The organism is Xylanibacter caecicola (assembly GCF_013166515.1).
GTDB lineage: Bacteria > Bacteroidota > Bacteroidia > Bacteroidales > Bacteroidaceae > Prevotella > Prevotella caecicola.
In genome coordinates this window covers 76091-89688 of sequence record NZ_JABKKJ010000003.1, presented here as the reverse complement: position 1 = coordinate 89688, position 13598 = coordinate 76091, and the positions used below count along the sequence as shown (strand labels likewise).

The window sequence follows — 13598 nt, the reverse complement described above, 5'->3', positions numbered from 1 at the left end:
TAAAAATATACGCATACCATTGGTGTTCTTGTTTATTTAGCTTATATTTGCAGATATAAACGGTGCCGGACACGCCCTTTTGCACAATAGGCACGGTCCGGTCCGCAAATAATTAATTTCTTTTATATGAAAGAATTCCTGCATGTCTTATACCGCTTTGTACCTCCATATAAGAAATATCTGGTACTTACGGTGGTTTTCAACATATTGTCGGCGGTGCTGAACATTTTCTCGTTCGCAGCCATCATCCCTATCCTGCAAATTCTTTTCCGCACCGAGCGTGCAACGGAAAACGTTGTCTGGCTCGAATGGGACAGCGGAGACTTTAAGGAAATACTTGCAAACAACGCCAACTATTATGTCCACCAGCTTGTAGGGGAAATGGGGGCGACGACCACCCTGCTTGTCATCGGACTGTTCCTTGCGTTTATGACATTCCTCAAGACGGGCGCATATTTTCTTTCTTCGGCAACAATCATCCCCATACGCACAGGTGTCGTCCGCGACATACGCAACCAGCTTTACCGCAAGATAACATCATTGCCGCTCGGCTTCTTCTCGGAAGAGCGTAAGGGAGACATCATTGCCCGCATGAGCGGTGACGTGCAGGAAATTGAAAGCTCGATAATGAACTCGCTCGACATGCTTTTCAAGAACCCGATACTCATAATAGCATATTTTGCAACGCTGCTCGTCATAAGCTGGCAGCTGACGCTCTTCACACTTCTCATTGTCCCCCTCATGGGCTGGTTCATGGGATTTGTGGGAAGAAAGCTCAAGCAGAAATCCATAAAGGCACAGGCTCTGTGGAGCGACACGATGAGTCAGGTGGAAGAGACGCTCGGCGGACTGCGCATCATCAAGGCTTTCTGTGCCGAAGAGAAGATGAACACACGCTTCGACAAGATAAACAGCGAATACCGCGACAATATCCTGAAGGTGAACACCCGCCAGCAAATGGCGCACCCGATGAGCGAGTTCCTCGGCACAGTGCTCATCGTCATAGTGCTTTGGTTCGGCGGCGTGCTGGTGCTGAACAACATGACATTGAGCGGACCTACATTTATCTACTACCTTATTATATTATACAGCATCATCAACCCGCTCAAAGAGTTCTCAAAGGCTGGCTACAACATACCCAAGGGACTGGCGTCCATGGAGCGCGTGGACAAAATCCTCATGGCGGAGAACGACATCAAGGAGCCTGCCGTACCTGCCGCATCCACAGGCTTCAACAGCAAGATAGAATTCCGCAACGTGTCCTTCCGCTATGCGGAGAAATGGATACTCCGCAACATCAACCTTACTGTGGAGAAAGGTAAGACCGTTGCACTTGTAGGGCAGAGCGGAGGAGGAAAGTCCACGCTGGTGGACCTTATCCCGCGCTATTACGACGTGCAGGAGGGCGAGGTGCTCATCGACGGTGTCAACGTAAAGGACATGGGCATACACGACTTGCGGTCGCTCATCGGCAATGTCAACCAGGAGGCGATACTGTTCAACGACACGTTCTTCAACAACATATCATTCGGCGTGGACAGCGCAACCCGTGAGGAGGTGGAGGCAGCTGCGAAAATAGCCAATGCCCACGAATTCATCATGGCGTCTGAAAACGGCTACGACACGAACATCGGCGACCGCGGCGGGCGTCTGTCGGGCGGACAGAGGCAGAGAATAAGCATTGCACGGGCGATACTGAAGAACCCGCCGATACTTATTCTCGACGAGGCAACGTCGGCACTCGACACCGAGAGCGAGCGCCTTGTTCAGGATGCTCTCGAGAAACTGATGAAGACGCGCACCACCGTTGCCATAGCCCACAGGCTTTCAACAATAAAGAATGCCGACGAGATATGCGTGCTCCACGAGGGACAGATTGTCGAGCGCGGCTCACACGACGAGCTGCTTGCACGCAACGGATATTATCACAAGCTGCACGACATGCAGCAGGTTTAAACGGAACACGGAACCGCCCCGCATCCCGGAATGCTCCGTAAACTTGAATAAATATATAACAGGGAATGAAGAAAGTACTGAACAATATTCTTTACGGCGTGACATACATCATGTTCTACGCGCTGTCACTGCTGCCTTTCCGTGCCTTGTATATCATCTCCGATTTTATGTATATCCTTATATACATGCTCGTAGGCTACCGCAAGAAGGTTGTCAGGAAGAATATTGCAACGTCGTTTCCGGAAAAAAGCAGCAAAGAGCTTGCCTGTATAGAGCGCCGCTTCTACCACTGGTTCTGCGACTATTTCGTAGAGACGATAAAACTTCTCTCCATTTCGCCTCAGCAGATGAGCCGCCACATAGAGTTCCGCAACGTGGAGGAACTGGAACAATGCTTCGACAAAGGGCAGTCGTGCGCGGCAATCCTCGGACACTACTGCAACTGGGAGTGGCTCTCCGGCGTAGGCATTGCCTACACACGGCACAAGGATGCCGTTTCCGGACTTATATATCATCCTCTTTACAGCGATGTCTTCAACCGTCTCTTCATCTCGCTCCGCAGCCATCTTGGCGGAGTATGTATCCCCAAGAACGAAATTCTACGCTATCTTCTAAGATACAGGCAGGAACAGCGCCACTCTCTTTTCGGATACATATCCGACCAGGTGCCGAAGTGGGAGAACATACACCTGTGGCTCGACTTCCTCAACCACGACACGCCGGTGTTCACAGGGGGAGAGCGGATAATGAAGAAAATGAACGACGCCGTGTTCTATGTGGATATGGAGCGCACACGCCGCGGTCATTACGTCTGCACGTTCAGACTTATCACCAAGGAACCTGACAGTCTTTCGAAATACGAAATAACAAGAACCTTTTTCAGAATGCTCGAACAGTCGGTACGCCGCGACCCGTCGTGCTACCTCTGGACACACAACCGCTGGAAGCGTACTCACGAAGAGTACGACAGCCGTGTGGCACGGGGCGAGATAAAGATAAGAACATAAGTCACTGCCACTACACCCGCGGCAAAGGGCATCATGAGACATTACGGTAAAGAAAAGCTATGAAACATTACGATTACGTTATAGTCGGCAGCGGACTGTTCGGCGCCACGTTCGCCCATTTCGCCCACAAGAACGGCAAGAGCTGCATTGTCATCGACAAGCGCCACCACCTTGGCGGAAACGTCTACTGCGAAGAGATAGAGGGCATCAACGTCCACAAATACGGCGCGCACATCTTCCATACCAACAACAAGGAGGTGTGGCAGTTTGTCAACTCGCTCGCCGAGTTCAACCGCTACACAAACTCTCCCGTGGCAAACTACAAGGGAGAGCTATACAACCTGCCTTTCAACATGAACACGTTCTACCGCATGTGGGGCGTCACAACTCCCGTAGAGGCACGCCGCAAGATAGAGGAACAGCGCCGGGAGATATCCCTCGAGCTGGGTCTCTCCGCCGGTTGTCCGCCGCGCAACCTCGAAGAGCAGGCTCTCATGCTCGTGGGGCGCGACATATACGAACGTCTCATCAAGGGATATACCGAGAAGCAGTGGGGACGGAAATGCACCGAACTTCCGGCACAGATAATAAGGCGCCTGCCCGTATGCTTTGTCTTTGACAACAACTACTTCAACGATTCGTATCAGGGAATACCCATAGGTGGATACAACCGGCTTATTTCCAAACTTCTATGGGGTGCCGACACCATTACGCGCATGGACTTTTTCAACAGGACATCACCCGGTCCCAACATAGAAAACTGGCGTAATCTTGCCGACAAGCTGGTCTTCACGGGCAAGATTGACCAGTATTTCAACTATTGCTACGGCAACCTCGAATACCGCACGGTGCGCTTTGAACATGAAACGCTGGACGTTCCCAACTATCAGGGGAACGCCGTCGTAAACTACACCGAGCGCGAGGTGCCCTATACAAGAATCATAGAACACAAGCACTTCGAGATGTTCGGCGAAGCCGTATACCAGCTTCCCAAGACCGTCATAAGCCGCGAATACAGCACGGAATGGACGGAGGGAATGGAACCTTTCTATCCGGTGAACAACGAGCGCAACAACTCACTGTATCTGCAATACAAGGCACTGGCGGACAACGAGCCTGACGTGATATTCGGCGGAAGGCTTGCCGAATACAAGTACTACGACATGGCACCCGTAGTGGAAAGGGTAATGGACATCTGGCGTAATCTCCTGTGATGCAATACAAACCTTTTATTAAAGAAAAGACGATTATGACAAACATAAAAGAGCGTAAGAACTGGATAGACTGGATGAAAGCCGTCGGAATGCTTATGATTGTATGGGGGCATTGCTTTCCCGACGGCGGGGTAAGCGAGTTTCTGTATGCCTTCAACGTACCGCTGTTCTTCATCATCTCCGGCTATCTCACACGCCGTGAGACTTCCATGGCTGTATGCTGGGACAAGTGCCTGCACAATCTCGTCATCCCGTATTTCATCCTGAGCCTTATAAAGGTTGCCGGATTTATCCTCAAACACCTCGACGACGGACTTTGGGCATGGTCGCTGTTCGGCGTTACCTTCGGTTTCCACTCCATCAACGGGGCGTCTGGCTGCGGCAACCTGTGGTTTGTCTATGCCCTCATTGTCATAAAGCTTATATTCCAGGTCTTTGTACGCGGGAACAGGAGCATGCTTGCCGTGTGCGTACTGTCGCTCTGCGGTGCCGTTGCCTACAATTATTTTCATGTTGAGATGGCATGGGGCGTTGCCGATGCAATGCTCGCCCTGCCGTTCTTCATGCTCGGCAACCTCGGTTCGTCGGTGCTTAAAGAGCCGTTCAACACCTTCGTCGGCAACATGCGGCGCACCTCTACGGCAACACGCTGGTGCATGGTTGCAGCTCTTGCGGCGGCAACATATATTATAGGAATATACAACGGAGAGGCTTCCATGTTCATGGGGCAATACGGCAACAGCCTCGCTGTCTTTATCACGGGTGCCGTCACGGGCAGTCTTGCCATACTGATATTATCGGTTCTTCTCGATAAGGTCAGGCTTTCCGTTGTCTCCGTCATATCTGCCGGCTCCATTGTCATACTCGAGTTCCACCGCGAATTTCTTCATCCGGTGATGAAGCTCATAAGCAAGCTCGCCCCCCCTACTTGGCAGGAAGTGATTCTTACGTTCGCCCTTTCCTTGGCGGCAACGCTTGCCTTCGTGCCAATAATAATGATACTGAAACGATATTTCCCCATTGTCTTTGGCAGGAGGGCGCAAAACATTAGGCTATGAGAACAACCGTCAGTCCCGATTACGAACACATACGCGGCTTCATAGCCTCCGTTCCCCTGCTCTTTGACCGCGGCGAGGGCACGCTGCTCTTTTCCGGCCGCAACGAGGTGCGCCTTTTCCGCCACGGCGATGTCTGCCTTGTGGCAAAGCGTTTCAAGCGGCACGACATCGTCAAGCAGGCGATATATACGTTCTTCCGCAAGGACAAGGCGCGGCGGGCTTTCGAGAATGCTGCCGCCATACGTGCCCGGGGCTTCGACACTCCTGCACCGATAGCGTATATCGAGGATATAAGGGGCGGTATGATAAGGCAGGTTTACTATATATGTGAGTATACCGACATGAGACCGGTACGCGACGAGCTTATCGAAAAGGAGCCGTACAATGCACGTCTTGCTGCAGAATATGCCCGCTTTGTGGCATCGCTTCACCAAAGCGGCATACTGCACCGCGACCTCAACTCCACAAACACGCTCTACCGCCGCGACGGCAACGGCTACAGGTTTCAGCTCATAGACATCAACCGCATGACCTTCTACGACGGCAAGCCGGTGCCCAAGGCGGAACGCATGGAGAACCTCACGCTGCTGTGGCGTCCCGACGACATGTACATGGACGTATTGGAAAAATATGCCGCGGCATGCGGCTGGACACCAGAGGACATCGACCGCGCCGTATACGTAAAGCTGAGGCACGACCGCCGGTGGACACGGCGCAAGAAGTTCACGGGGAGATTGAAGGGGATTGGAAGATTATTTAGAAGATTATTTGGAAGTTAAAGAAGTTATGAGGGAAGTTATCGCTCCCTTCGGTCGCTGGGAAGTTAAAGGACAATACCGTGACAAGCAAAACCAAAGGCATAAGCATTTGTCTTTTAACTTCATTAACTTCCCATAACTTCTTTAACTTCCAAAATAATCTCCTAAACAATAATAATAACATGAGATACAATGACAAGCAAAACCAAAGACATAAGCATTTGTCCTTTAACTTCATTAACTTCCCATAACTTCTTTAACTTCCAAAATAATCTTCCAAACAATAATAACAACATGAGATACAATGACAAGCAAAACCAAAGACATAAGCATTTGTCTTTTAACTTCTTTAACTTCCCATAACTTCTTTAACTTCCAAAAAAATAATAACAATATGAAATACTTTATCGAAATAGGAACCATCAACAAGGCGAAGCGCGATATTGAGATTATCGCCGGCAGCCTCGGGTATAAAAACCTTACACGCATCAACTTCGGCAACGGGGGCGTTGCACGTTTCTTGACAAAGCTGGTAAGCGTCAGCTCCATCTTCTTCCGCCTGCACCGCGGCGACATGCTCTTTTTGCAATATCCCATGAAGAAGTTCTTCAGGATAGCATCGCTGCTCGCACATCTCAAGGGTGCCGCCGTCGTCACCGTCATACACGACCTCGGTGCGTTCCGCCGCCACAAGCTCACGCCGGAGAAGGAGAACCGCCGGCTTTCTGCCGTCGACGTGCTTATCGTGCACAACCCCACGATGAAACAATATCTTATCGAGAACGGATTTAAGGGCAGGATACAGTGTCTCGAAATATTCGACTTCCTGTCCGACAACACTCCGGCACAGGCAACACTACCGGCAGCGCACCCGTGGCGCATAGCATACGCAGGCAACCTCGGACGCCGCCGCAACGACTTCCTGTATAAGCTCGACGACGTCACGCGCGAGTGGACCCTCGACCTCTACGGCAAGGGCTTTGCACCGGAAGAGTGTTCCAACCCCAACCTGCACTATCACGGCTTCATGCCCTCGGAAGATTTCATCACAAAGGTACAGGCTCACTTCGGAATAGTGTGGGACGGCGACTCCACCGACGAGTGCACCGGGGCATGGGGAGAATATCTCAAGATAAACGACCCGCATAAGACATCGTTCTACCTCCGCGCCGGCATACCCGTCATTGTATGGAGCAAGGCGGCAATGGCGCCGTTCATCACGAAAGAGAATGTCGGCATCGCCGTAAACAGCCTGAAAGACATTGCAGGCATGCTTGCATCGCTCACCGGCGAACGCTATGACGCAATGCGCCGTGCGGCGGCAGAGATGAGCGTAAGGCTCGGCAACGGTCATTACATAACGTCCATGCTCAGCGAGGCTGAGGAATATCTCGGACTATCCGACAAGCATTAAGACAGCTTATGAAAACAATACTGATAATAACACGCGACCCGCTGGTGCACTTCCGCCAGATGAGAAACACCGGCGGCATCACCGACGACGGCGAGTTCCGCTTCGTCATCAACGACACGTCGTGCCGTCCGGACTTTGTTGTGATAAAGGAAAAGGGACTGCGCGTCCCCACTCTGTTCGACGTGCCGCGCAGCCATACCATACTGCTCACCGGCGAGCCTTACAGCATATTGTGCTATCCCCGTAAGTTCTGCGCACAGTTCGGCACCGTCCTTGCGTGCCAGCCGCAGATTAAGCCCATACCGGGAACCAACGTCATACACACACAGGCAATACTGACATGGTTCGTCGGTGCCACGTTCGAACAGGACGGAACAAACCGCTTCCCGATGAACTATGAGGACATACGCCGCGCAAATCCCGAAAAGACAAAGCTTATATCGGTGATATCGAGCAACAAGGCGTTCTCGCGCGGACATGTCGACCGCCTGCGTTTCATGGAGAAGCTCAAGGAACGTTACGGTGACAAGATAGACATTTACGGACGCGGCAACCGCGGCTTTGCAGACAAGTGGGAGGTGCTGGCGCCATATAAGTATCATATAGTAATAGAAAACTCCACCGGCGACTACTACTGGACGGAGAAGCTTGCCGACTGCTATCTTGCCGGCACATTCCCCATATACCACGGCTGCACCAACATCAGCGACTTCTTCCCCGACAGGGCTTTCGTGCCCGTCGACATCCGCAACTTCGACCGCACCGCCGAGATTATAGACGCCACGCTTGCCGCCGACCTCTACACCGGACGTCAGCAGGAGCTTGCCGTCAGCAAGCAGCTCGTCCTCGACAAGTACAACATGTTCAACTTCATTGCAGAGATATGCCGCGGCATCGGCGATACGAAAGAGGCAGGACCGACTCTCATCAACCCCGCCTCAAAATACTTCTCATGGCACAACTGGTATCTTTACACCATAGGCCGCAACTATTATAAAATGTGCAACTGGGTGAGGAAATGAAGAATGATGAATGAAGAATGAAGAATTTGCTGCCGCCGATGGGTGGCTGATAGGGCTTAAGACTAATAGGACCAATAGGACGAACGGCGGCAGCAAATTCTTCATTCTTCATTCATCATTCTTCATTTCCTCAGTTCCTCAGTTCCTCAGCCCCTTCATATTTGTAAGAAAAGCCTTGGCACTGCCGAAGCGCAGGAACATGTCGAGGCGCACGGGCACATGGTTGGCATCGTCAGTAACATAGAAGCGCACAATCTCCTTCCATTTTCCCTTCTCCTTCTCTATGTACGACAGCTCTATGCAGCGGTATTTTATGCCGTTGTCCGCCTTAACGGTCTTCTTCCCGCGATATTTCAGCATTGCCGGTGCCGTGCCGTTACCGTCGGCAATGGGAAAGCTCACCGTATGCCCGGGCTTCCAACCGTCTATGCTGAAGCTGCGGGCACGCAGGAAGATGTTCATCATGTCGTAGACACACTCCGGCGACTTATGGTTGCGCACGTCCTTGCGCCCGTCGGAATGCAGCCGCTGCTGACGCAGGTTACACTGCCCTCCCTTGTACGTATACCATATCTCGTCCACGGTATATCGCTTTCCCTCGCGTGCCCCCTTACGGTAGTACAGCGGCACGAGGTCCTGTCCCGAGTAGCACAGCAGCGTGTCACGCAGCACAAACATGTTATCCACCTTGCCGTTGCCGCGCGTTGTAAGGCTGGCGCGGTATGCAGGCTGTCCCTTGTAGCGGCTCGCCACGGTGGACATGGATGCCGTCCCCGCCTTAACCCACACAAACTTCCAGTTATAATACAGGTTATAAGAAAGAAACTCACCCGACTTAAACGCGGTATTCTTATACGAGCACTGTGCCTCCACCATTACAGGAAGACAAAAAAGAAACAGTGCAGCCATGTTCATTATTCTTTTTCCCATATTCTTTTGTTTAGTATTTTTTATTAGGAGTTAAAGAAGATTTTTTGGAAGTTAAAGAAGTTAAGAAGTTACCGCTCCCTTCGGTCGCTGAGAAGTTAAGACGATACCATGACAAGCATAGGCATAAGCATTTGTCCTTTAACTTCCTTAACTTCCCATAACTTCTTTAACTTCCAAAAAATCTCCTTTACTCCATAATCATTCTTAATTCTTAACTCTTAATTCCTTTCCTCGTTCCTCCTCTTTATCGTCTTCTCCTTGTCAGGCTTCTGCTTCGTTATCGCCATCGGTTTCTGGCGGTCTCCCGCCCTTTCCAAAGGGTTCCACGAAAGAGAGATGTCCCATTTCGCCTTACACTCTATCCTCTCAGGATAGTAGCACATCTCCTCCGGCTGCCGTCCGGCGGCATAGTCGCCCGTGTCCCATTTGCCGTTGCCGTTGCTGTCTACGAACATGCGCATGTAATACGTCGCAGGCTTGATATAGAAAAACTCCGCCGTGCCGTCGCTCGTCCTCACGCTCTTCACCACACGGTCCTGCGTGTCGAGCAGCTCCACCACTATCGCGGTGTCCGCCATGCCCTCAACGGTCATTATCAGCGAGCCGAAACTGTCGAGCGTACGCACACGGAAGCCCTTTTTCATCCCGCCGGACACCCTGCCGTATATGTCGGTGAACGCCGCCGAGTCTATCTCCAGGCTATACTCCGTGCCCGGACGCCACTCTCCCAGCAGCTCGTAAGTACGCGGCTTCCCCTCACGCTCCCTGAATACCATTGGCGAACGGTACCACAACGTGTCGTGGCGCGAATAAAGATGTATGGCGGCAGTGTCTATGCGCGCCAGCGGCGACGGCATCACCACCGTTATGTTGCGGTCGGGCGCAGGCTCCGACTCTATGTCATATTCGGGCTCGAGAGCCTCTGCGGGCATCTCCGTGAGATACACGTCACCCCTTTTCCTTGCCTTCTCCTGCTTCTTCTGCCACTCCTCGCGCTCACGCTCCATGCGCTTCATGCGCTTCTCGTAAGACTCGCGCGGAAGTATCTCCAAGGTGTCCGTATTGCTCACGAGTGCCCCCAGCGTGTCCGTGCCCATATACCTCACCTCCATGCGCAGCGTGTCGGTGTTTACAAGCGCAGTGTCGCGCAGCCAGTATGTCACCGTGTCGTTCTTCTCACTTGCCTCCACCACGAAGGCACCCCTGTCGTCGAAGTTCAGCCCGCGCACCTCCGGCAGCCGGCTGTCGCCGTTGCTGAAGAACAGCGTGAAGGCTTCGGGCTTCTGTCTCTCGCTCTTCAGGAAGTAGCGGTCCGTCTGCACCTCGGTGAAAGCCTTCAGCACGATGTCGTCCGGCAGGAAGTGGGTATATCTCACCGGCACTATCGAGTCTATGTGCAACGAGTCGCGCCACAGCGTGTCCTGCCTCACGTCGGGTTTGCACGCGGGCACTATTATGTCGCGCGAGAATGCCAGCATCTCGCTTTTCTGACTGAAAAAATAGTTGTTGTCCATATCCTGCAGGGCATATATGCGATACTGTCCCGGAGCCACGCCCTTCACGATGAAGCGTCCGCGGCTGTCCGTACGCGACACCCTCAGAAATGGCGTTGTGGTAAATGCCGTGTCGGCAGCCGTGAAAGCCATATCGGGCGTTGTAGGATAAAGCCCCACGAGGATGCCCTTCACCGGTTCAAGGTTCGACGCATCCACAACGCTGCCCGCCACCTCCAACGTATCTATATGGTCGCCCGTAGAGAAGCTGTACGTATAGTTGCCGAGCGGGTTTCCCTCGTTGTTGTCCGATATGGCGTCAGAGAAGTCTATGGTGTACGTCGTCGCCGGCTTCAGCGAGTCTCTCAGCTCCACCACAATCTTCTTCCCTGCCCCCTTTATCTCCGGCATCTCTATCTGCGGCGGCGACACCACCACCTTCTCCGTAGGATTGTCCACGGTGATGTATTCGTCGAAATATATCGTCACCTTCTTCGGGCTAACGCCCACCGCCTTGTCGGCAGGCGTGGCACCCACTATGCGTGGCGGTGTCTCGTCATACAGTCCCCCGTCCGGCTGTCCCATCTTGGCACACCCCGCAACGGCAAGGACAAATGCAATTACTATCGAAAACCTATAACTCATAATTTAAGAATTAAGAATTAAGAATTAAGAATTAAGAATTAAGAATTTGCTGCCGCCCATGAAGCTCAAGCCCTATTTTTCTATTGGTTCTAAAGCCTCTATTGTCTCTATAGCCCCTATTTTCTCTATAGCTTCTATTGCCTCTATAGCCTCCATCACCCCCTCCCAAGGCGCCAGCAAATTCTTAATTCTTAATTCTTACTTCTTAATTTAAAAAGTTCCTCTATATACTCCCTGCTGTTGCTCAGCCTCGGCACCTTGTGCTGCCCGCCCAGCTTGCCCTTCATTTTCAGCCAGTCGTTGAAAAGGTTCTTGCGGGCGGGTATTATCTCCAAGTGCTGCAAGGTGATGTCCTTGTAACGCTTCGCCTCATAGTCGCTGTTTATGCGCTGAAGCTCGCTGTCAAGCACCCCGGCAAACTTCGCGAGGTCCTCCGGCGGGCGCGAGAACTCTATCAGCCACTGGTGGCGGCACTTCGCATTCTCGTTCATGAACACCGGCGCGGCAGTATACTCCAGCACCTCCGCACCCGTGGCTGCACACGCCGCGGCAAGCCCTTTCTCGGCATTGTCCACTATCAGCTCCTCGCCAAAGGCATTTATGAAGTGCTTCGTGCGCCCCGTTATCACAAACTTATACGGGTTGCGCGACGTAAAGCGCACCGTGTCCCCTATCACATACCGCCACAGTCCGCACGACGTCGATATCAGCATGGCATAGTTCTTGCCCGTCTCCACGCCCCACAGCGGCACCACCGTGGGATTGGGACTTCCGAACTCGTCCATCGGTATGAACTCATAGAACACGCCGTAGTCGAGCATCAGCATCATCGCCGGGTCGCCCAGGTCGTTCTGCAGCCCGAAGAAGCCCTCGCTGGCATTATACGTCTCCATGTAGTGCATCGACGGCGACGTTATGAGCTGGCGGTACTGCCCGCGGTAGGGCGTGAACGCCACGCCGCCGTGGAAGAACACCTCAAGGTTGGGCCACACCTCCTCCAAGTGCGTCTTGCCCGTAAGCTCCATCACGCGCGTCAATACGGAAAGCATCCACGAGGGCACGCCGCTGATGTTCGTCACGTTCTTGCCTAATGTCTCGCGTGCTATGCGGTCGCGCTTCACCTCGAAGTCCGACAGCAGCGCCGTTTCCTTACAAGGTACGCGCACGAGGTTGGCAAGCGGGTTGATGTTTTCTATCAGTATGGCACTGAGGTCGCCCACCAGGCTGTCCGCCGCCCCGTAGTTTGCCGCGTGGCTGCCGCCCAGTATCAGGCTGCGCCCGTCGAATATGCGGCTCCGGGGATTGGACATAAGGTACATGGCAACGGCATCCCTGCCCCCCGCATAGTGAATGTTGCGCAGACCCTCCGCGCTCACGGGTATGAACTTGCTCTTGTCGTTCGTCGTGCCCGACGACTTTGCGAACCACCTTACGCGCCCCTTCCACAGCACGTCACTCTCGCCGTGGCGCATGCGGTCGATGTCACCCTTCAGCTCCTCGTATGTGTTTACGGGCACGTTTGCGGCAAAGCCGTCATAGTCTTTTATCTTGCTGAAGAAATGCTCCTTTCCGTACTTGGTTTCCATGGCTTGCGCCACGAGATAACGCAGCACCCTTGCCTGAAGCTCTTCCGCCTCATTGAAGTGCCGTTTCAGTTCCCTCTGCCTCGGCAGGAAGAACATACTTGCTATGCTTGTCAGACTCATATATATAAACGTCTTTTTTACCTGCAAAAATAACCCAAACTTTTGTAAACGGGAAAAAAACGTATACTAATTTATAATTTATAATTGATAATTGACAATCCGTATGATAATTTACATTTTATAATTTATAATGTGAGGGGAAGACAATTTGTAATTTATCGACATTCACATTAATATATAATTTTCCCCGTAGGGATATTCCCCGGAACATCCGAACCCGTATGGCGATTATCATGTATATGCCGGCGGATGCTCCGGGGAACATCCCTACTGTGATTTATATATTCACTCCCAATTATAAATTATAAATTGTCAATTATCAATTATTCCGCCCTTTCCACTTACTTTTTGATTTTTCACAACCCCGAAATACGGCGATATTCTGAAATAAAAAA

The 13598-nt window shown here is 52.1% G+C and carries 10 protein-coding genes; 7 read left to right on the top strand and 3 right to left on the bottom strand.

From position 1 onward, the window contains the following. The first annotated feature begins 126 nt into the window (after positions 1-126). From HPS54_RS03115 to HPS54_RS03085, 7 genes are all read left to right on the top strand, one after another. Entirely contained in the window at positions 127-1956 is a 1830-nt protein-coding gene (locus HPS54_RS03115) for an ABC transporter ATP-binding protein (protein ID WP_172344017.1), read from the top strand. A gap of 65 nt (positions 1957-2021) precedes the next feature. Continuing rightward, on the top strand, positions 2022-2963 hold the full coding sequence (locus HPS54_RS03110; protein ID WP_172344016.1) for a lysophospholipid acyltransferase family protein: 942 nt from the start codon (positions 2022-2024) through the stop codon (positions 2961-2963). Between the two features lie 59 nt (positions 2964-3022). After that, entirely contained in the window at positions 3023-4177 is a 1155-nt protein-coding gene (glf, locus tag HPS54_RS03105) for a UDP-galactopyranose mutase (RefSeq protein WP_172344015.1), read from the top strand. A 35-nt stretch (positions 4178-4212) separates the two neighbouring features. Then, entirely contained in the window at positions 4213-5235 is a 1023-nt protein-coding gene (locus tag HPS54_RS03100; RefSeq protein ID WP_172344014.1) for an acyltransferase family protein, read from the top strand. Next, a complete protein-coding gene (locus HPS54_RS03095) occupies positions 5232-6014 on the top strand; it encodes a lipopolysaccharide kinase InaA family protein (RefSeq protein ID WP_172344013.1) in 783 nt (260 codons plus the stop codon). The genes HPS54_RS03100 and HPS54_RS03095 overlap by 4 nt, the downstream gene beginning before the upstream one ends. A 373-nt stretch (positions 6015-6387) precedes the next feature. Beyond that, the gene (locus HPS54_RS03090) at positions 6388-7407 is read left to right on the top strand and encodes a glycosyltransferase (protein ID WP_172344012.1); all 1020 of its coding nucleotides are present in this window, start codon (positions 6388-6390) and stop codon (positions 7405-7407) included. A gap of 8 nt (positions 7408-7415) precedes the next feature. Beyond that, positions 7416-8429, top strand: coding sequence for a glycosyltransferase family 10 domain-containing protein (locus HPS54_RS03085; RefSeq protein WP_172344011.1), 1014 nt, complete (start codon positions 7416-7418; stop codon positions 8427-8429). A 138-nt stretch (positions 8430-8567) separates the two neighbouring features. On the opposite strand, the gene HPS54_RS03080 is transcribed toward HPS54_RS03085, so the two are convergent. From HPS54_RS03080 to HPS54_RS03070, 3 genes are all read right to left on the bottom strand, one after another. Continuing rightward, positions 8568-9359 carry a DUF3108 domain-containing protein gene (locus tag HPS54_RS03080; RefSeq protein WP_172344010.1) on the bottom strand — a complete coding sequence of 264 codons (792 nt, stop codon included), beginning with the start codon at positions 9357-9359 and terminating at the stop codon, positions 8568-8570. Between the two features lie 218 nt (positions 9360-9577). Next, positions 9578-11497: an Ig-like domain-containing protein gene (locus HPS54_RS03075; protein ID WP_253951920.1), complete on the bottom strand. Its 1920-nt coding sequence runs from the start codon at positions 11495-11497 to the stop codon at positions 9578-9580. A 191-nt stretch (positions 11498-11688) separates the two neighbouring features. Next, entirely contained in the window at positions 11689-13203 is a 1515-nt protein-coding gene (locus tag HPS54_RS03070; protein WP_172344009.1) for a GH3 auxin-responsive promoter family protein, read from the bottom strand. Positions 13204-13598 lie beyond the last annotated feature (395 nt).

Coding starts and splice junctions, on each gene's coding strand:
- HPS54_RS03085 (WP_172344011.1), top strand. CDS start 7,416: ATGAAAACAATACTGATAATAACACGCGACCCGCTGGTGCACTTCCGC.
- HPS54_RS03070 (WP_172344009.1), bottom strand. CDS start 13,203: ATGAGTCTGACAAGCATAGCAAGTATGTTCTTCCTGCCGAGGCAGAGG.
- HPS54_RS03080 (WP_172344010.1), bottom strand. CDS start 9,359: ATGGGAAAAAGAATAATGAACATGGCTGCACTGTTTCTTTTTTGTCTT.
- HPS54_RS03115 (WP_172344017.1), top strand. CDS start 127: ATGAAAGAATTCCTGCATGTCTTATACCGCTTTGTACCTCCATATAAG.
- HPS54_RS03075 (WP_253951920.1), bottom strand. CDS start 11,497: ATGAGTTATAGGTTTTCGATAGTAATTGCATTTGTCCTTGCCGTTGCG.
- HPS54_RS03095 (WP_172344013.1), top strand. CDS start 5,232: ATGAGAACAACCGTCAGTCCCGATTACGAACACATACGCGGCTTCATA.
- HPS54_RS03100 (WP_172344014.1), top strand. CDS start 4,213: ATGACAAACATAAAAGAGCGTAAGAACTGGATAGACTGGATGAAAGCC.
- HPS54_RS03110 (WP_172344016.1), top strand. CDS start 2,022: ATGAAGAAAGTACTGAACAATATTCTTTACGGCGTGACATACATCATG.
- HPS54_RS03090 (WP_172344012.1), top strand. CDS start 6,388: ATGAAATACTTTATCGAAATAGGAACCATCAACAAGGCGAAGCGCGAT.
- glf (WP_172344015.1), top strand. CDS start 3,023: ATGAAACATTACGATTACGTTATAGTCGGCAGCGGACTGTTCGGCGCC.